General features: G+C 62.0%; 17 protein-coding genes. 6 read left to right on the forward strand and 11 right to left on the reverse strand.

The genetic code is table 11. The features are described from left to right. Nucleotides 1–26 precede the first annotated feature (26 nt). From ACLEJR_RS12505 to ACLEJR_RS12520, 4 genes are all read right to left on the reverse strand, one after another. Nucleotides 27–1,679 (reverse strand): AMP-binding protein, encoded by a 1,653-nt coding sequence (locus ACLEJR_RS12505; RefSeq protein ID WP_440814293.1) that lies wholly within the window; start codon nucleotides 1,677–1,679, stop codon nucleotides 27–29. Next, nucleotides 1,676–2,422: a nitroreductase gene (locus tag ACLEJR_RS12510; protein WP_440814295.1), complete on the reverse strand. Its 747-nt coding sequence runs from the start codon at nucleotides 2,420–2,422 to the stop codon at nucleotides 1,676–1,678. Before ACLEJR_RS12510 ends, ACLEJR_RS12505 begins: the two co-directional genes overlap by 4 nt. 42 nt (nucleotides 2,423–2,464) lie before the next feature. Continuing rightward, a complete protein-coding gene (locus ACLEJR_RS12515) occupies nucleotides 2,465–3,808 on the reverse strand; it encodes an MFS transporter (RefSeq protein ID WP_440814297.1) in 1,344 nt (447 codons plus the stop codon). 199 nt (nucleotides 3,809–4,007) lie between these two features. Further along, entirely contained in the window at nucleotides 4,008–4,937 is a 930-nt protein-coding gene (locus ACLEJR_RS12520; protein ID WP_440814300.1) for an AraC family transcriptional regulator, read from the reverse strand. 295 nt (nucleotides 4,938–5,232) lie between these two features. Here ACLEJR_RS12520 and ACLEJR_RS12525 point away from each other — a divergent pair, with 295 nt between their 5' ends. Next, entirely contained in the window at nucleotides 5,233–5,691 is a 459-nt protein-coding gene (locus ACLEJR_RS12525; protein WP_440814303.1) for a MaoC/PaaZ C-terminal domain-containing protein, read from the forward strand. A gap of 9 nt (nucleotides 5,692–5,700) precedes the next feature. Here ACLEJR_RS12525 and ACLEJR_RS12530 read toward each other — a convergent pair whose 3' ends face one another. Both ACLEJR_RS12530 and ACLEJR_RS12535 read right to left on the reverse strand, forming a co-directional pair. After that, a complete protein-coding gene (locus ACLEJR_RS12530) occupies nucleotides 5,701–6,603 on the reverse strand; it encodes a LysR family transcriptional regulator (RefSeq protein WP_440814305.1) in 903 nt (300 codons plus the stop codon). An 82-nt stretch (nucleotides 6,604–6,685) separates the two neighbouring features. Continuing rightward, nucleotides 6,686–7,903 carry an MFS transporter gene (locus ACLEJR_RS12535; protein ID WP_440814307.1) on the reverse strand — a complete coding sequence of 406 codons (1,218 nt, stop codon included), beginning with the start codon at nucleotides 7,901–7,903 and terminating at the stop codon, nucleotides 6,686–6,688. Between the two features lie 275 nt (nucleotides 7,904–8,178). Between ACLEJR_RS12535 and ACLEJR_RS12540 the strand changes: the two genes are divergently transcribed. The 4 genes from ACLEJR_RS12540 (at nucleotide 8,179) to ACLEJR_RS12555 (ending at nucleotide 13,417) form a co-directional block, all read left to right on the forward strand. Further along, nucleotides 8,179–9,459: a c-type cytochrome gene (locus ACLEJR_RS12540; RefSeq protein ID WP_440814310.1), complete on the forward strand. Its 1,281-nt coding sequence runs from the start codon at nucleotides 8,179–8,181 to the stop codon at nucleotides 9,457–9,459. Beyond that, nucleotides 9,456–9,929: a (2Fe-2S)-binding protein gene (locus tag ACLEJR_RS12545; RefSeq protein ID WP_440814311.1), complete on the forward strand. Its 474-nt coding sequence runs from the start codon at nucleotides 9,456–9,458 to the stop codon at nucleotides 9,927–9,929. The genes ACLEJR_RS12540 and ACLEJR_RS12545 overlap by 4 nt, the downstream gene beginning before the upstream one ends. Next, the gene (locus ACLEJR_RS12550) at nucleotides 9,926–12,160 is read left to right on the forward strand and encodes a molybdopterin cofactor-binding domain-containing protein (protein WP_440814314.1); all 2,235 of its coding nucleotides are present in this window, start codon (nucleotides 9,926–9,928) and stop codon (nucleotides 12,158–12,160) included. The genes ACLEJR_RS12545 and ACLEJR_RS12550 overlap by 4 nt, the downstream gene beginning before the upstream one ends. 144 nt (nucleotides 12,161–12,304) lie before the next feature. Further along, nucleotides 12,305–13,417 carry an alkene reductase gene (locus tag ACLEJR_RS12555; RefSeq protein ID WP_440814365.1) on the forward strand — a complete coding sequence of 371 codons (1,113 nt, stop codon included), beginning with the start codon at nucleotides 12,305–12,307 and terminating at the stop codon, nucleotides 13,415–13,417. Nucleotides 13,418–13,453: 36 nt separating this feature from the next. On the opposite strand, the gene ACLEJR_RS12560 is transcribed toward ACLEJR_RS12555, so the two are convergent. Together ACLEJR_RS12560 and ACLEJR_RS12565 are read right to left on the reverse strand one after the other, a co-directional pair. Continuing rightward, nucleotides 13,454–13,768: an AzlD family protein gene (locus ACLEJR_RS12560; protein ID WP_440814315.1), complete on the reverse strand. Its 315-nt coding sequence runs from the start codon at nucleotides 13,766–13,768 to the stop codon at nucleotides 13,454–13,456. Next, on the reverse strand, nucleotides 13,753–13,920 hold the full coding sequence (locus tag ACLEJR_RS12565; protein ID WP_440814317.1) for a hypothetical protein: 168 nt from the start codon (nucleotides 13,918–13,920) through the stop codon (nucleotides 13,753–13,755). The genes ACLEJR_RS12560 and ACLEJR_RS12565 overlap by 16 nt, the downstream gene beginning before the upstream one ends. A gap of 16 nt (nucleotides 13,921–13,936) precedes the next feature. On the opposite strand from ACLEJR_RS12565, the gene ACLEJR_RS12570 reads away from it, so the two are divergent. Beyond that, nucleotides 13,937–14,203 (forward strand): Lrp/AsnC ligand binding domain-containing protein, encoded by a 267-nt coding sequence (locus ACLEJR_RS12570; RefSeq protein ID WP_440814320.1) that lies wholly within the window; start codon nucleotides 13,937–13,939, stop codon nucleotides 14,201–14,203. Between the two features lie 16 nt (nucleotides 14,204–14,219). Here ACLEJR_RS12570 and ACLEJR_RS12575 read toward each other — a convergent pair whose 3' ends face one another. The 3 genes from ACLEJR_RS12575 to ACLEJR_RS12585 are packed head-to-tail and all read right to left on the reverse strand — an operon-like array spanning nucleotide 14,220 to nucleotide 16,737. Beyond that, nucleotides 14,220–14,663 carry a DNA methylase gene (locus ACLEJR_RS12575; protein WP_440814322.1) on the reverse strand — a complete coding sequence of 148 codons (444 nt, stop codon included), beginning with the start codon at nucleotides 14,661–14,663 and terminating at the stop codon, nucleotides 14,220–14,222. After that, nucleotides 14,660–16,153 (reverse strand): MBL fold metallo-hydrolase RNA specificity domain-containing protein, encoded by a 1,494-nt coding sequence (locus tag ACLEJR_RS12580; protein ID WP_440814324.1) that lies wholly within the window; start codon nucleotides 16,151–16,153, stop codon nucleotides 14,660–14,662. Before ACLEJR_RS12580 ends, ACLEJR_RS12575 begins: the two co-directional genes overlap by 4 nt. Before the next feature lie 53 nt (nucleotides 16,154–16,206). Beyond that, nucleotides 16,207–16,737 (reverse strand): hypothetical protein, encoded by a 531-nt coding sequence (locus ACLEJR_RS12585; protein WP_440814325.1) that lies wholly within the window; start codon nucleotides 16,735–16,737, stop codon nucleotides 16,207–16,209. Between the last annotated feature and the right edge of the window lie 63 nt (nucleotides 16,738–16,800).

A 16,800-nucleotide genomic window follows, 5' to 3' on the forward strand; every position in this document is an offset into this window, starting at 1 on the left:
GATATCGGTGACCTACCTGGTCGTACTCAGCAGCCGGAAGCCAGGCGCATGATCGCCTCCTGGCTGCCCGCACGTTCGCGCAGCAGGAATTTCTGGATCTTGCCGGTGGCGGTTTTCGGCAATTCGATGAAAATCACCCGTCGCGGGCATTTGAAACGGGCCAATCGGCCCTGGCAGAAGCCAATGATTTCCTGCTCCGTTGGCGCAGGCACCCCGGCCTTGAGTTCGACGAAAGCACAGGGCACCTCGCCCCACTTGTCGTCCGGTTGAGCGACCACGGCGGCGTGCAGCACCGCAGGGTGGGCGTGGATCGCTTCCTCGATCTCGACCGAAGAGATGTTTTCACCGCCGGAAATGATGACGTCCTTACAGCGATCGGTAATCTGGATGTAGCCGTTGTCGTGAACCACCGCCACGTCGCCGGTATGAAACCAGCCGCCGGCGAAGGCCTTCTGGGTCGCAGATTCGTTCTTCAGATAGCCCATCATCACGGTGTTGCCGCGCATCATCAGCTCTCCGGTGGTTTGACCATCATGCGGGACCGGCACCAGCGTCTCCGGATCCGCCACCATCAATTCTTCGAACACTGCGCCACGGGCACCCTGGCGCACCCGCAACGCGCATTGTTCAGACTCCGACAGGTCATTCCAGCCGTCCTGCCAGGTACAACTGACCGGCGTTCCAGAAACCTCGGTGATGCCGTACACATGATCCACATCGAAGCCCAGCGCCAGTACTGCCTTGAGCACCGTGGCGGGTGGTGGCGAACCGGCGGTCAACACCCGGACCGGCGTCTTCAAGGGTCCGCGCCCGGCGGTGTTCGCAATCATCGCCATGACAATCGGCGCGGCGCAGAAATGGTCTACGCCGTGATTGTCGATCGCCTCGAATACCGTCTCTGCGGTGACCTTGCGCAGACAGATGTGCGTCCCGGCGGCCGCGGTAATCGCCCAGGTAAAACACCAACCGTTGGCGTGAAACATTGGCAGCGTCCACAAGTAGCGTGGCGCCCGTGACAGCGGCCAGTTGGTCATTTGCAACAGGCTCATCAGATAGGTGCCGCGATGGCTCGCGACCACGCCCTTGGGATCGCCTGTGGTCCCGGAGGTGTAATTCAAGGCGATCGGTTGCCATTCGCTGACGGGCCAGACACCGGCGAAATCCGGATCGCCCTCGGCCAGCAGGCTTTCGTAGTCGGTTTCCCCGATGGCGGGCGCCAGAGATGCCAGGTGATCGTTGATGTCAATCACAACAGGGCGCTGTTCAACGAGTTCAAGGGCTGCGGCGGCCAGCGCTGCATACTCGCGATCCACCAGCAGCAGTTTGCACTCGCCATGAAGGAGGATGAAGGCAACGCCCTCGGCGTCCAGGCGGTAATTGATGGTGTTCAGCACCGCGCCCGCCAGGGGAATCCCGTAGTGCGCTTCGAGCATCGCGGGCGTGTTGGGCGAGAGGATCGAAACCGTATCGCCCTCTCCCACGCCCCTTCTGGCCAGGGCCGAAGCCAGGCGGTAACAGCGTTCCCGAGTCTCGAACCAGGTTCGCCGCAACTCACCATGCACCACGGCGTTCCGTTGCGGATGCACCAGGGCCGCGCGGTCGAGGAATCCAAGGGGTGTGAGCGCAAGATGATTTGCCGCGCTGCGATCCAGCCCGCTGTCGTAGGTACCCGATTTCATAGGACTGTCTCCTTATTATTATGGTGAAAAGTGGTGAACGCGCTGACCGGCTCTCGGTCAGTGACCAAGGAGTTTTCAATGCTCGTTTCGTCGGCGTAGCCCAGGCTCATCCCGCACACCAGCATCTGGTCGGCTGGAATCTCCAGGACCTGCGCGATCACATCGTGATACTTCAGGAATGCGGCCTGCGGGCAGGTGTGCAACCCTCTGCCACGGGCAGCGATCATCACGCTCTGCAAAAACATCCCGTAGTCCAGCAGGCTGCCTTGCTGCAGCACCCGGTCGATGGTGAAAATCAGGCCGACCGGCGCATCGAAGAACTTGTAGTTGCGGCCATGCTGCTGATGCATGCGCCGCTTGTCCGCCCGGGTGATGCCCAGCAGGCTGTAGAGTTGCCAGCCAACCTTACGGCGTCGGTCGATGTAGGGCGTGACCCACTCACGGGGGTAGTATTCATAGGAGTCCTGCAGGTGTTCGTTCAGTGCCGGATCGCTGTCGATCGCGTCAATGGCCTTTGACAGGCGAGCCTTCACCTCTCCGGTGACCACATGGACCCGCCACGGCTGCATGTTCACGCCGGTGGCGCAAAAACGTGCGACATTCAGGATCGCTTCAATGTCGGAGCGCGGCACCGGTGTCGGCAGGAAAGCCCGGATACTGCGGCGGGTGGTGATCGACCAATCCACCGTCTGGCTCAATAGCCGTGGCGAGAGCGGCGGTGGTAACAAGCGGTTTATCGTCATGTCTTTCAGGCTCGTTTTCTTGAGAAGCGAAAAAGCTTGGGTTCAACTGGACGGCACCGGGGCCTTTCTCGCCTGGGTTGAGTCCGCGCGTGACTGGTTGATCAGGGTGACAGCACCCGCGCCAATGAGGCCGGCCACGCTGATCGCCATGAAGTTGTGCTCCAGCGGCAGGTTCAGTGACACCAGCCAGCCGATGAGCACCGGCGCCACAATGGCGCCGATCCGCCCGACACCCGAGGCAAAGCCGACGCCCGCCGAGCGGATGGTCGAAGGATAGAAATCACCTGCGTAGGCGTAGGCCAGCAACTGGGTGCCCAAGGTCGACGCCCCCACCACGAACACGACCCCGAACAACAGCGTCGTCGAACGCGTGAAGCCGAGCAGCGTGAGAGCGACCGCGCCGACGATGTAGAAACACACCAGCACGTACTTGATGTTGAAGCGGTCGCCCAGCCAGCCTCCGCCGAGGGCACCCACAATCGCCCCGACGTTGAACACGATCACGAAATTGAGGGCCGAACCCAGGCTGAACCCTGCCATTGCCATCAGCTTGGTCAGCCAGGAATTAAGGGCATAGACCATGAACAGGCCGGTCATGAAGGCTGCCCAGATCATCACCGTGCTCGGGCCGCGCCCGTCCTTGAACAGGTTTCGCACCGGCGTATCCTGCTTGCCCAGCACCGCCGGGTTGCCGACCATTTCGGTCTGGTGGGTCAAGGTCAGCGTTGGTTCCAGGCGTTGGGCGATGTGGCGCAACTCGTCCTGGCGGCCGTTTTTCAGCAGATAGCCGATCGAGTCAGGCATGGTTTTGAGAATGAAAGGAATCAGCAGCACCGGCAGCGCCGCGATGTAGAACACCCATTGCCAGCCATGGCTTTCGATCAGTTGTTTGGAGGTCACCGCCACCAGGATGCCGCCGACAGAGTAACCAGCGAACACCAGGGTTACCAGGCGAGTGCGTTGTTTCAAAGGCGCGTACTCGCCCATCTGCGCCGTGCAGACTGGCAGCACCCCACCTATGCCCAGGCCGGCGATGAAACGCATGACACTGAAACTGACCGGGTCATGGGTGAAACCCGCCGCTGCGGTGAAGAGGCTGAACAGCGCTACGCAGAAGGCGATCATTTTTGGCCGGCCTATGCGGTCGGCCAGCGTCCCGAGGAAAATCGCCCCGAGCATCGTACCGAAGAGCGCCGAGCCGGCCATGATGCCGGCGCTGGTCGGGTCAATCTGCATGTCTTTCATGATGGCCGGCAGCGCTGCGCCGACAATCGCCAGGTCATAGCCGTCGATGACCAGGATCAACACACACCAGAAGAGTATCAGCCCATGGAAGCGATTCAATTTTGACTCGCCCGCCAGGGCGTAAACGTTCACCGGTTGCATAGCGTGTCCCCTTCATTTTGTTTTTGTTGTGAAGTGCACTTGGGTCGTTGCTGATCAGTGCAGCGAGTGAGGCTGCTGGTGGCGATCATAGGATTGGCAATGCGCACGGCCCATGCCCGGGGGCATCGTTTTGAATGACCGTTCTGGGCAGTCTCAGGGGTGCAAGAGATAGGGCAGCGCCGGGTATTGGAAGTTGGAGCTACTGATCGAGTGTCCGGCGATAGGCACCGGGGCTGACACCGGTCCACTTCTTGAAAGCCCGGTGGAAGGCGCTGGTTTCCTGGAAGCCGGTCTGCGCCGCGACATCCGTCACGGTCAGGTCTGCCCGACACAGCAAGTTGATTGCGATGTCGCGACGCAGATTGTCCTTGAGACGTTGGTAACTGACACCTTCGGCCTGTAATCGGCGTTGCAACGTCGAGTAGGAGATTCGCAAGGCTTTGGACATCGCTTCAAGCTCGGGCCACTCCTCCGGGCTTTGCCCCCGCAGCCGCTGGCGGATCCGGGCGCTGATGCTGTCGTCATTGCGGTACTGGACCAGTAGGCTGGCCGGGGATTCCTTGAGGAACGCCGCCATGCTGGTTGGCGTCTGGGCGACCTTCAACTCAAGAAAGCTACGCTCGAACACAACCTGGGACACCGGAGCGCCAAACCGCAGGTTGTCACAAAAACGCATGCGGTAGTCACTGTCGTCTGCTGGCCGTTGCGGGCGCAGGTCCAGTTGCCGGATGGGAATACGCCGATTACCCAGCCAGCACAGCAGCCCATGCACCAGGATCAGCCAGGTGCCATAGCAGAAAAGCCGGCGCTCCACGCCGTGGTCCCGGATGACAATCACCGCCGAATCTGCGTCGCACATCAGCTCGCCATACACGTCATCCAGAATCGCCCGCAGCAACGCCAGCATCCGTCGCAGGGCTTGGCCCAACGTCTCGCAATTCAGCGAAACCTGACACATCAGCTTGAAACTGCCACGCCGCATGGGATGGCTGTCGATCGCGAAAAACTCATCGTCCAGCGCATCGGACAGGGCCACCCACAGCCGCGAAAATGCCGCTGCCGATACGCGTGCGTTGGGTGCCTGCAAAAGCTGCGGATCGATCTGGGCCTGTTGCAGAATCGTTGACACGTCCAGTCCACGGGAGCGTGCCCCCTGCAGTGCCTCATGGACCAGTCCGATTGAGGTGGTTCCCTTGTCTGGGGGGAGGGACATGAGTTCTCCGTAATGCCGGGTTCGCATCTTCACGGTATTGCGCAAGCTGCTCTTTGAGCGTCGCACGTTTTTTTAGTCCCACCAATAGTCAACGAAAAACCGATGCCTTTGGGTGCCCTTACGCACCAAACGTAGTGAGGCCTTTAAGCATTGCCGGCGAGCGTCGCCGGTGGAACACTCCAATCAAAAACCTGCGACACCAGAGACTTCTATGAATACGAAGGCACTCTACTGGGAAGATTTCAGCCCCGGCAAAGAATGGACCGCCGAACGTCCACAACCGGTGAGCCGCCAGGAAATAATCGAATTTGCCCTGATGTTCGATCCGCTGGATATCCACATCGACCCGGAACAAGCAGCGCGCGCTCCGTTGGGCGTACATTGCGCCAGCGGCGTGCATACGTTCGCGATGGCGCAGAGGATGTTGTGCGACGCCTTTTTCCTGAAGACGAACCTGGTGGCCGGCGGAAAATTCGAAGCCTTGAAGCTGCTTCGAACGGTTCTCAGTGGCGACCGCCTACATTTGTCATCGCAGGTGCTGAATGCCTATGCGCATACCCGCAAGCCGGATCGTGGCTGGGTCGTTTTCAAAGTAGAAGTCTTCAATCAGGATAAGAACGTCGTGCTGACGTACGACACTGATGTGCTGATCATGCGTCGTCCGGCGTGAACCAAGCGATCATCCCGCCCTTAGCACCTCGTCTAAAAACTCAATAAACACATTGATCCGGCTCGAACCACGATGATTCGGTAAATACAACGCATTGATGCATCCACTGGCGCTACCGGGATTGACCTCGTACTGTTCCAGCAACCGAACCAGTCGCCCCTGAGCGACGTCATCACGCACCAGCCAGTCGGCGAGCAGCGTCACCCCGCCGCCGGCGATGGCGGCTTCGCGCAAGATGTCGGCGTTGTTACTGTGCAGCCGCCCTTGTACGTTCAGCTGGACGGTTTCGTCGTCAGCCTGGAACGTCCAATGCAGGTGCGAGCCGCCGTAATCGAAGCGCAGGCATTGATGTTCCAGCAGGTCGTGGGGATGGCGCGGTGTGGGGTGGTGCTTCAGATAGTCCGGACTTGCCAGTACCCAGCGCTGAAAAGCTCCTACCCGCTTACTGACGATTTCCTCACTCACCACCGTGGAGCCCAATCGCACCGACACGTCGATCTGCTCGCTGAGCAGATCGCTGACCTGGTCACTCAGTGACAGGCTGATCTCCAGGCCAGGATGGCGTTCAAGCAGACGGTTCAGGTGCGGGGCGATGATGCGGCGGCCAAACTCCACCGGTACGCTGACCCTGAGTCGGCCCTGCACTTCACTGCCGCGGTCGGCGACGAATGCATCCGCTTCATCCACGGCGTCGAGGATTGCCACGGCTTTGTCGAAATAGGTTTGCCCGGCGGTGGTCACACTGATGTGACGGGTCGTGCGATTGAGCAGGCTGGCGCCCAGTTCCTGCTCCAACCCAGCCACCTGACGGGTCACCGAAGAGGTCGACAGGCCGAGCTTGCGCGCGGCCGAGGAATAACCGCCACAGCGTACGGTTTCGACGAACATCTTCAGTGCCAGCAACTTGTCCATAAGGGGTTTCCGATCGAAAACAAACGGTGATGATTGTGCATCACCGTTCGCTTGTCGTCTTGTCCCATGCAACGTCATCGAGTTATTGGCCATCGACCGGCGCTGCTTTGAACTGACGCGAAAGAAATGTCACCAGCGCCAGCGCCGGGACCGCCGCCACCAGCATCGCCGACAGGCTCCAGCCGAAGTGTTCGTAGAGCGCACTGGCCACCAGCGAACCCAATGCGCCGCCAACGAAGATGCTGGTCATGTACACCGCGTTGAGTCTGGCCCGGCTGTGCGGGTCCAGGGCATAGACCTCGCGCTGGCCGAGCACCATGTTCAACTGCACGGCAAAGTCCAGCAGCACCGCACACACCACCAGCCAGACATAACCGCTGCCCGGCAAGGCGGCGATCAACAATGAAACCGGGGCCAGCAGCAACGCCACCAGGGTGCCGATACGAGCGTGGCCGGCATCGGCCAGGCGGCCGGCAATCGGCGCGGCCACGGCGCCTACCGCACCGACCAAGGCAAAGATCGCCACTTGGGTCTGGCTAAAACCATGGTTGCGCATCAGCTCAATCGGCGCGATGGTCCAGAACAGGCTGAAGCTGGCGAACAACAGACCCTGGTACAGCGAGCGCTCGCGCAGAACTCCGTAGCGTTTCGCCAGGGCAAACACCGAACCGATCAATGCGCCGTAACTGGCTTGGTGCGCCGGTACCCGACGCGGCAGCGCCACAGCCGTGATCAATGCAATGACTGCCATCAGAGCCGCCGCGCTGAAGAACACGCCGCGCCAGCCGAACGCTTCCACCAGCAGGCTCGACACCGGTCGCGACAACAGGATGCCCAGCAGCAGGCCGCTCATGATGTTGCCGACCACACGCCCGCGTGACTTTTCTGGGGCCAGGTGCGCGGCCAACGGCACGAGGATCTGCACGGCCACCGAAGTCAGGCCGATCAGCAGCGAAAACACCAGGAACATCGACGGCGAATGGCTCAACCCGGCGCACAACAGGCTGACGCTGGCCGCCAGGGTCAAGCCCACCACCAGCCGACGGTTCTCCAGAAGATCCGCCAGCGGCACCAGCAACAGCAGGCCCAAGGCATAGCCAAATTGCGTGAGCGAGACGATCAGACTGGCATTGGCGCTGGACAGGCCGATCTGCGGCGCGATCAGTTCGACGATGGGTTGGGCGTAGTAAAGGTTGGCGACTACCGCGCCGCAGCAAAACGCCAGGAACGCGACCATCAGGCCGGAGAGTGAAGCAGTCGATTGGGAATGGGCCGTGGCCGCAGGATTGCCCGTGAGCATGATGACACCTCGTCAATGGGGGAAAGTTGTCTGCAAGGCTACGGATGTGGTCGAGGTTGGAGAATCCACGGTTCGAGCAACTGACTGATGCGCCGCACGCAACGAAGCCAGGCGTTGCTTTTGGCGCAACGAGCCATTGCGCCGAATGCCGATACTCGACCGCTGCAGGCTTCTTTACTCTGGCCCCCATGGTCATTCAAGGAGCTTACCGTGATTTCCCATCCACCGTTTTGTACCTCCCGCAGAACGCCCTGCCGCATCAGTGGCAAATCCACATGAACAGCCAATGGATGAAATCCAGACAGGTCTGGTCCGCACTGGCTGCCCTCGCCCTGCTCGCCTTCATCGCTGCGGTGCTGCTGATGTGGCGTCCGGCACTGGCGCCGGTCGAACGTCCCCTGACCTTCGACAAGGCGCAGTTGCAACGTGGCGCGCGGGTGGCAGAAGCCGGCGACTGCGCGGTGTGCCACACCCGCCCCGGCGGCCGATACCTGGCAGGCGGCCTGCCACTGGTGACGCCTTTCGGCACGCTCTACAGCACCAACATCACCCCCGATCCACAGACTGGTATCGGTCAATGGTCCCTGGAAGCCTTTGAACGGGCGATGCGTGAAGGTATCTCCCGCGACGGCCATTTTCTCTACCCGGCTTTTCCATACGTGCATTACCGGCGCATGAGCGATGGCGACCTGGCCGATGCCTACGCCTGGTTGATGAGCGGTCCTGCGGTACACGCTCCCGCGATGGAAAACCGCATGAACTTCCCAATGAACATCCGGCCCCTGGTGTCGTTCTGGAACCTGCTGTTCCTGCATGGCGAGCCGTTGAGGCCTGTTGCTCGGCAGTCTGACGCCTGGAATCGCGGTCGTTATCTGGTCGAGGGTCCCGGCCACTGCGCTGGTTGTCATTCGCCGCTGAATCTGATCGGTGCCGAGAAATCCGGCCAAAGCCTGGCAGGCGGCAGCGTAGACGGCTGGGATGCCCCATCGTTGCTCGGCCTGGCACGCCAGGCCGATGGCTGGAACAGCGAGCAACTGGTGCGCTACCTACGCGGCGATGTGGTGAGCGGTCATGGCACAGCCGCCGGCCCGATGCGCCCGGTCAGTCTCAGTCTGGCCCGCTTGCCGGCCAGCGATGTCGAGGCGATTGCCGACTACCTGCTGAGCCTGCAAACCAAGCCTGCGGTGAGCGAAGTCTCATCGACACCGGTGAAAACCGATCTCGCCGAACAGGCCTCGGGCGCCCTTGTATTTGCCGGCGCCTGCGCCGGATGCCATGGACCGGCCGCAGCGATGCGCGAGATCGATGAGCGTCCGCCGCTGGAGCGCACTTCTGCGTTACGCGCCGCCAGCTCGCGCAATTTTCTCAAGACTGTCCTCGAAGGGCTGCCGGCCAACCCAGGAATGCCAGGCCCGGTCATGCCGCCCTTCGCCGCCAGCCTCAATGAGTCCCAACTCAAGGCCGTCGCCGCTTATCTGCGTCACCAGGCCAGACCCGGCCAGCCCTGGACGGACCTTTCTTCCACTGTCGACGCGATACGCAAGGAGACGAAATGACCCACGTCACGCTCAACGTCAACGGCGCGGACCATGCTCTGGACCTCGAACCCGACATGCCGTTGCTCTACGCACTGCGTAACCACATCGGCCTCAATGGCGCCAAGTATGGCTGTGGCCTGGGCCAGTGCGGCGCCTGCACGGTCATTGTTGATGACCGTCCGGTCTTTGCCTGCCTGACGCCCTGCGGTGGGCTTGAAGGCAGGAAAGTCCGTACCGTCGAAAGCTTGGGCACCGCCGAACAGCCCGGTGACTTGCAACGGGCGTTCATCGACAAGCAGGCCGCGCAATGCGGCTATTGCATCGCTGGCATGCTGATGCGGGCCCAGTCGCTGCTCGAGCGTAATCCGACGCCGGACGAATCAACCATTCGCGAACACATGGCGGGGAACCTGTGCCGGTGCGGCACCCATCTGCGCATCATCGAAGCCATCAGCCTGGTCTCTCGGCGGAACGGGAGCGCAGCATGAAGCGCCATGAAGTTGACCAAGGACGTCGGGCGTTTCTACGCGGGGGCGCCTTGCTGGTGGCCTTCAGTCTTTTGCCAGCTACTCGCAAGGCATGGGCGGACACCGAAGTCGACACGCTGGGCACCGTGGTGCTGGCCCCCGATCTTCCTGGCAGCCTGCGCACCAATCCATACCTGGACGCGTGGATACGGGTCGATGCCGAGGGCATCACCGTCTACACCGGTAAGGTCGAACTGGGCACGGGCGTGAAAACGGCGCTGCTGCAAATTGCCGCCGAGCGCCTGGATGTGGCGCCTTCGGCCATCCACATGCTCACCGCTGACACGGCGCTGTCTCCCAATGAAGGCTACACCGCCGGCAGTCACACCATTTTCGACAGCGGCACTGCATTGTTCAACGCAGCGGCGCAGGTTCGTCAGTTGCTCCTGGAATCGGCCGCGCGTAGCTGGAATACCTCCACGGCTTTGCTGACCACTCGTGACGGGCTGATCGAAGGGGCCGACGGCCGCCGCATGCGCTACGCCGATGCGGTAAAAAACGTCGACCTGCACCGTTATGCCAAGTCCGAGTCGCCCGTGCTGCCACCGGCGCAGTTCAAACTGATCGGGCAACCGCTGCCGCGCCTGGATATTCCGGCCAAGGTCAGCGGCGGTGCCGCCTTTGTCCAAGACATCCGCCTGCCCGGCATGCTCCACGCCCGCGTCATCCGCCCGCCTCGCCCGGGCTGTCAACTTGAAGCGTTTGACCAAGCGTCGATCAGAGCGATGGCCGGTGTCGTGCAGGTCATTCGTGACGGTAGCTATCTGGCCGTGGTGGCCCAGGATGAATGGCAGGCGATCAAAGCCATGCGCAGCGGCTATGAGTCGGCGCACTGGAGCGGTGGGCAAACGATCCCTGATTCAAAAAGCATCCATGCCCTGTTGAAAAAACTGCCTGCACGACGCTACCCCATCAGTGCGCAGGGCACGCCGAGCCTCACCACCGGCAAACAGTACAAGGCTCAGGTCACCAAGCAGTACCTGATGCACGGCTCCATCGGCCCGTCCTGCGCGGTGGCCTGGTTCCAGGACGGCACGCTGACGGTCTGGACCCACACCCAAGGCGTCTTCCCGCTACGGGCCGGTATCGCCGAAATGGTTAACCTGCCACCCGAGCGCGTGCGCTGCATCCACACCGAAGGCTCCGGCTGCTACGGGCACAACGGCGCGGACGATGCGGCGGCGGACGCGGCGCTGATCGCCATGCGCATGCCCGGCACGCCGGTGCGAGTGCAGTGGATGCGCGAGCAGGAACACCTCTGGGAGCCCTACAGCTCGGCGATGGCGGCGCAAGTCGAGGCTAACCTGGACGAACACGGACGCTTGCAGGATTGGGCCTATGAGCTCTGGACCACACCGCACAACGAACGGATCGTCAACGCCGGCAGGTTGCTGCCCGCTCGCCTGTTGGCGCGCCCCTTCGTGAGCGCGCCGTCGGTACCGATTGCCCAACCCGAAGGCGACGGCGATCGCAACGCCGTGCCGCTCTATGCGCTGGCCTCCACTCGCATCGACATGAACTTCGTCACCGAGATGCCGTTTCGCACCTCGGCGATGCGCTCGCTGGGCGCGCATATCAATGTGTTCACCATCGAAGCCTGCATCGACGAACTGGCGGCGCGGGCCGGGACCGATCCGGTTGCCCTGCGCCTGGCGCATCTGCACGATCCACGGGCCCGTGCCGTGATCGAGCGAGTTCGCGACGCCATCGGCTGGCCGCAGAAAAGCCACGAGCCAGGTTCAGGCATCGGCTTCGCTTTCGCCCGCTATAAAAACATCATGGGTTACTGCGCCCTCGCCGTTCGCCTGCAAGTGCACCCGCAGAGCGGCGAAGTGCGGATCGAACAGGTGGTCACAGCGGTAGACGTCGGCCAGATCGTCAACCCCGACGGCCTGCGTAACCAGGTCGAAGGCGGCATCCTGCAATCCACCAGTTGGACACTGTACGAACAGGTCGCTTACGACGCTGGCGGCATTCGCAGTTATGACTGGAGCGGCTACCCGATCCTGCGTTTTACCCAAGTACCCAGGCAGGTCGATGTGCACCTGCTCGACCAACCGGGACAGCCGTTCCTCGGTGCCGCCGAAATTGTCCAGGGCCCCATGGCGGCCGCGATTGGCAACGCGGTGGCGAATGCCACTGGAAAACGCTGGTTGAACCTTCCGTTGACCCGCACCGAACAACCGTCCTGATGTCAGGAAAACACCTGCTGCGTTGCGTTTGACGCAATGCAGCGATGAGTTTTGCTCGGATTATCACGGGCCGCCATGCCGATTAACTTAGAGACCAAGCGGTGCACCGCCGCACCGTTCACCTTGTCCGAACTGGAGAACACCATGACTCAGCACCTGTTCCAGCCCATCGCCCTGGGCCCTTACACCCTGCCTCACCGCGTCGCGATGGCACCGCTCACTCGCTCCCGCGCCGGGCAACCGGGGGACATCCCCACCCGCATGAACGCCGAGTACTACCACCAGCGTGCCAGTGCTGCACTGATCATTACCGAAGCCACGCAGATCTCTCGACAGGGTCAGGGTTATGCCTGGACGCCGGGCATCTACAACGACGAACAGGTCCAGGCGTGGCGCCAGATCAGTGATCGAGTGCACGGCGCTGGAGGGCTGATCTTCATGCAGCTCTGGCACGTGGGCCGTGTTTCACACCCCAGCTTCCAACCCGACAACGCCCTGCCCGTGGCACCCAGTGCGTTACCGGTGCCTGGCAAGACCTTCATCGTCGACGAAAATGGCGTCGGCATTTGGGGCGATGTACCAGTGCCGCGAGCGCTGGAAGCTGCAGAGATTGCTGAGATCGTCCGCGACTACCGAACCGCCGCCCGTAACGCTATCCGCGCCGGAATGGATGGCGTGGAAATCCACGCCGGCAACGGCTACCTGCTCGACCAGTTCATCAATAGCAACAGTAACCATCGCCAGGACGGCTACGGCGGCAGCATCGAGAACCGCGCACGGTTGTTATTGGAAGTGGTTGCGGCGGTCGCTGACGAAATCGGCGCCGAACAGGTGGGCGTTCGCCTGACCCCGATGGGCCGCTTCATGGGCATGGGTGATGAAAGCCCCGAAGCTACGTTCGGCTACATCGTGGAGGAGCTGAATCGTTGGAAACTGGCCTACCTGCATCTGGTGGAACCGGCTGTGGTCGGCACCGTCAAGGACGAAAACTTCGATCCCCGCTGGGACGCAATCATCGGCCAGTTGCGCCGGCAATGGCATGGCGTGCTGATCATCGCTGGCGGCTATGACCCTGCCTCCGCCGAGCGGGCGTTGAAGGACGGCCGCGCCGACATTATCGCGTTCGGCCGGCCATTCCTGGCGAACCCGGACCTACCGCGGCGGATTCGTCAGGGGCTGACGCTGAACACGCCGGATCCGGCGACTTTTTTTGGCGGTGATGAGCGAGGCTATGTGGATTATCCTGCCTACTCGTAGCGCCCTGTTGCCTTGGTACTTCTGCGCTATGGCTCCTCAGCCCGATAACCAGAAGCGCAGGACAGCATCGGCCACTATCGCAATGAGCACCACCGGCAGGATGCTCAGGCGTGTGGCAGCGAACAAGGTCAGTGCCAGGGCGATCAGGTCGGCGGGGTTGCTGCTGGCGAAGTAGGGCGCGATGACAGCGATCAGTACGCAACCCGGCGCGGCTTGTAGCACCTGCTGTAGCACCGGGCTGATGGTTCGGTTGCGCAACATCACGAAGCCCAGCACTCGGGTCAGGTAGGTCACGAGGGCCATCGCCAGGATGGTGATCAGGGTCAGGTTCTCGGTCAAGACTTGGCCCACAGGTAAGCGACTACCAGTCCGATGAGGGTGCCCGCCAGTACATACCAGCCACCGGGAATCAATACATGGAACACCGCAGCGGTCAGCAGGCTGAACAGCCAGGGCACTGCCGCTCGCAGCCCCCGCCACATGCCGCGCAACAACACCAGCATAAAAGTGGATGCTTCGGTGACCTTGTTCGTACGGGTATGGCTGACCGGCCAGGATGAAGTCACGGTGGATCGCTTCACCGATGCCGTACGCGAACTGCCGCAAGTGCTGGAGTGTCACCTGATGGTGGGCGACTGCGATTTTCTGCTGCGGGTGGTGGCTTCGGACCTGGATGCGTATCGGCAATTCCAGATCAAGCATCTGTCGCGAATCAAAGGTGTGCAGAGCCTGAAGACCGAGATTCCAATGCAGAAAATCAAGCTGACTTCCGAGTTGCCCATTTAAGCTGCGGGCGTCCTTATCACGGCTGATCGATGGCTTCCAGCACCGCCCCGGCCTCACGCATGAAAATCTCCAGGGTCTTGGGCCCGATGCCCTCGAACGTCAGCAGCCATCGCTCCACATCTGGCAGCCCTTCGGTACCGTTGTGCAGCGCTCGCAGATGATCCGGCAGCTCGGTCGCCAGGCGTGCGCCCAGGGTTCGCAAGCGTCGGGCGGTCGATTCGTCATACCGGGCGTACCCCGCCTGCCCCAGCAGCCTGACCAGCTCACCATGAGCGCTCTGGCCGAGCTTGGCGGGCGCATCCAGCCCATGCTGGTCAACCAGGATCCGGTAGGCCTGCAACGCGACGGAGGAACGTATGCGTTTGCCCAGCAGGAAACTGGCGAGCAACCATTTGTACAGACCCTGGCGGTGCTGATCGGCGATGTCGATGCTCAGGTCTGTTGCGCGGACTTCAATCAACCCGTCGAGCCCCCCGACTCACATTGCTGTTGTTCATCCGTATCCGCATGGGGAATGGTGATCCGCCCTTTCCTCCCGGCTTCCCGATAGCGCGCCTGCAGCACCTCGGCCAGGCGCTGCTTGGCCTGTTCTTCGCCGTGGATGAGGCGGATCTCCTTCGGCCACTCCTTCATCCGGGTAACGAACCCGACAAGGTCCGCCTGGTCCGCGTGGGCTGAATAGCCGCCGACATTATCGACGCCGGCCCGGATGTCGACACGGCAACCATCCAACATCACAAAGCCGCCGTCCGGCCCGTGGGTCATGATGTCCCGTCCTGGCGTTCCCTTGCCTTGATAGCCGACAAACACCACGTTATGCCGAGGGTCGCCGAGCATCGCCTTGAGGTAGTTGACGATGCGTCCACCCGAGCACATGCCGTTGCCGGCGATGACGATGGCAGGTCGTGCGGTCTGGGTGAGGTGATCGACGATGCGCAGGTGTTCGTCGTGGCTGTCGACGGTGATGAGCTGCTTGAAGGACAGCGGCTTGCGGCCCTCTTCCAGCCGCAGCCGGGCATCTTCATCCCAGAAGCCGCGCAGCTCCTTGTAGACACTGGTGAACTGGCCGGCGAGTGGCGAGTCGAGGATGATCGGGATCTCTGGCCAGTCGATGTCGAGCGCATCGTCCTTGCTGCGCTTATCCGGTTCGCCGGTGCTGGCCGCGTCCTGCTCGTGGAGGATTTCCTCCAACTCGTACAGCAGCTCCTGGGTCCGGCCGATGCTGAACGACGGAATCAGCACCGTGCCCTGATCCCTCAACGCACGCTCGATGGCGACCTGCAAACGTTCGCGGCGGTGCACGCGGTCTTCATGACGACGGTCGCCGTAGGTGCTCTCCATGATCAGCAGGTCCGCGCGCTCGGGCGGTATCAGATCCGGCAGGATAGGTGAGTGGGGTGCGCCGAGGTCGCCACTGAACACGACGCGTCGGCTTCCCGCTTCGGCGCGGCTCATCTCGAATTCCACATAGGCCGAACCCAGCACGTGCCCCGCTGGTTGCAAGCGCACTTTGCACTCGGTCTGATCAGCCTCGTGCAGCGTGAACCAATTTTCGTAGGGTAAGGCGATGATCCGCTGCTCCACCACCTTGAGGTAGCGTTCCAGCTGTTCCTGGTCGCGGCTGATGGTCAGGCGGAACGCGTCTTCCAGCACGATCGGCAACAGCCGGGCCGAGGGCTCGCTGCACAGGATCGGCCCCTCGAAGCCAGCCGCCAACAGATTCGGAATCCGCCCTACATGGTCGATGTGCACATGGGTGACGATCAGGGCCTTGATGCCTTCGATGGAGAAGTCCAGGGCAAGCCTTTCGTCAGCGCCCTGCCCTTCGTCCTCGCCCTGGAACTGGCCGCAGTCGATCAGCACGCTGCACGTGTCGTCCATCCACAATTGGTGGCACGAACCGGTGACGCCTTCGTGGGCGCCGTGGTGGATGAGCTTGGGGTATTGCATCAGGCATCCTTCAGATGTCGTGGCGGCACTAAGCTGGGTCGAGGCGATGGGCATCATCCCCACCCCAGCGTCTTGATGATTGCCCGGCGGTAAGGCGTATCGATCTGCGCCGGCGTCTGCTGGATGTAATGGCGAGCATGGTCCCGGGCTTCGCCAGTCAGGGCGCCGAGGTAGCCGATCACATCGTCGATGCACGGCACGAGGCCCTCCACGCCCTCCAGCCGGGGCGGCAGCGCGGTCCAGATCACCGCATCGATCTGCCGGGCCGCCGCCCATTCACCGATGATGCCCAGCGGCGAGTTGCCCACGGTAAGAATGCCGATGCCATCCTGGCGCTCTTGCGCAATCTGCTCGCGCTCTTGCAGTGCCCTGCACGCTTCATCGAGGGACCCTACATCCAGCACCGTCCAGAGAACCCTGCTGGGCGGTGCGTTCGGACAGATCACCGTCGCGACTTCGCCCCCGTCGCTGATCCGGGAAAATTCGATCGGCAGGCTCGGGCCATCCACAAACCACTCACTCGCCAGCGGCAGCGATTGTGGCTTCCATATCAACGAACCCCATCCCAGACACGCAATGATCATCGCTCAAGTCCTTGTTCCCCTCTCCAAGGCGTAGACCGCAGCGGCGTGCGTACTGTTCAATCG

This window comes from Pseudomonas sp. SMN5, from assembly GCF_052041925.1.
Classification (GTDB): Bacteria; Pseudomonadota; Gammaproteobacteria; order Pseudomonadales; family Pseudomonadaceae; genus Aquipseudomonas.

What these genes read in the sequence shown, in the direction of transcription:
- ACLEJR_RS12510 (WP_440814295.1), bottom strand. Translation starts at nt 2,422, where the DNA reads ATGACGATAAACCGCTTGTTACCACCGCCGCTCTCGCCACGGCTATTG.
- ACLEJR_RS12515 (WP_440814297.1), bottom strand. Translation starts at nt 3,808, where the DNA reads ATGCAACCGGTGAACGTTTACGCCCTGGCGGGCGAGTCAAAATTGAAT.
- ACLEJR_RS12530 (WP_440814305.1), bottom strand. Translation starts at nt 6,603, where the DNA reads ATGGACAAGTTGCTGGCACTGAAGATGTTCGTCGAAACCGTACGCTGT.
- ACLEJR_RS12535 (WP_440814307.1), bottom strand. Translation starts at nt 7,903, where the DNA reads ATGCTCACGGGCAATCCTGCGGCCACGGCCCATTCCCAATCGACTGCT.
- ACLEJR_RS12585 (WP_440814325.1), bottom strand. Translation starts at nt 16,737, where the DNA reads ATGATCATTGCGTGTCTGGGATGGGGTTCGTTGATATGGAAGCCACAA.
- ACLEJR_RS12550 (WP_440814314.1), top strand. Translation starts at nt 9,926, where the DNA reads ATGAAGCGCCATGAAGTTGACCAAGGACGTCGGGCGTTTCTACGCGGG.
- ACLEJR_RS12525 (WP_440814303.1), top strand. Translation starts at nt 5,233, where the DNA reads ATGAATACGAAGGCACTCTACTGGGAAGATTTCAGCCCCGGCAAAGAA.
- ACLEJR_RS12555 (WP_440814365.1), top strand. Translation starts at nt 12,305, where the DNA reads ATGACTCAGCACCTGTTCCAGCCCATCGCCCTGGGCCCTTACACCCTG.
- ACLEJR_RS12505 (WP_440814293.1), bottom strand. Translation starts at nt 1,679, where the DNA reads ATGAAATCGGGTACCTACGACAGCGGGCTGGATCGCAGCGCGGCAAAT.
- ACLEJR_RS12580 (WP_440814324.1), bottom strand. Translation starts at nt 16,153, where the DNA reads ATGCAATACCCCAAGCTCATCCACCACGGCGCCCACGAAGGCGTCACC.
- ACLEJR_RS12565 (WP_440814317.1), bottom strand. Translation starts at nt 13,920, where the DNA reads ATGCTGGTGTTGTTGCGCGGCATGTGGCGGGGGCTGCGAGCGGCAGTG.
- ACLEJR_RS12540 (WP_440814310.1), top strand. Translation starts at nt 8,179, where the DNA reads ATGAACAGCCAATGGATGAAATCCAGACAGGTCTGGTCCGCACTGGCT.
- ACLEJR_RS12545 (WP_440814311.1), top strand. Translation starts at nt 9,456, where the DNA reads ATGACCCACGTCACGCTCAACGTCAACGGCGCGGACCATGCTCTGGAC.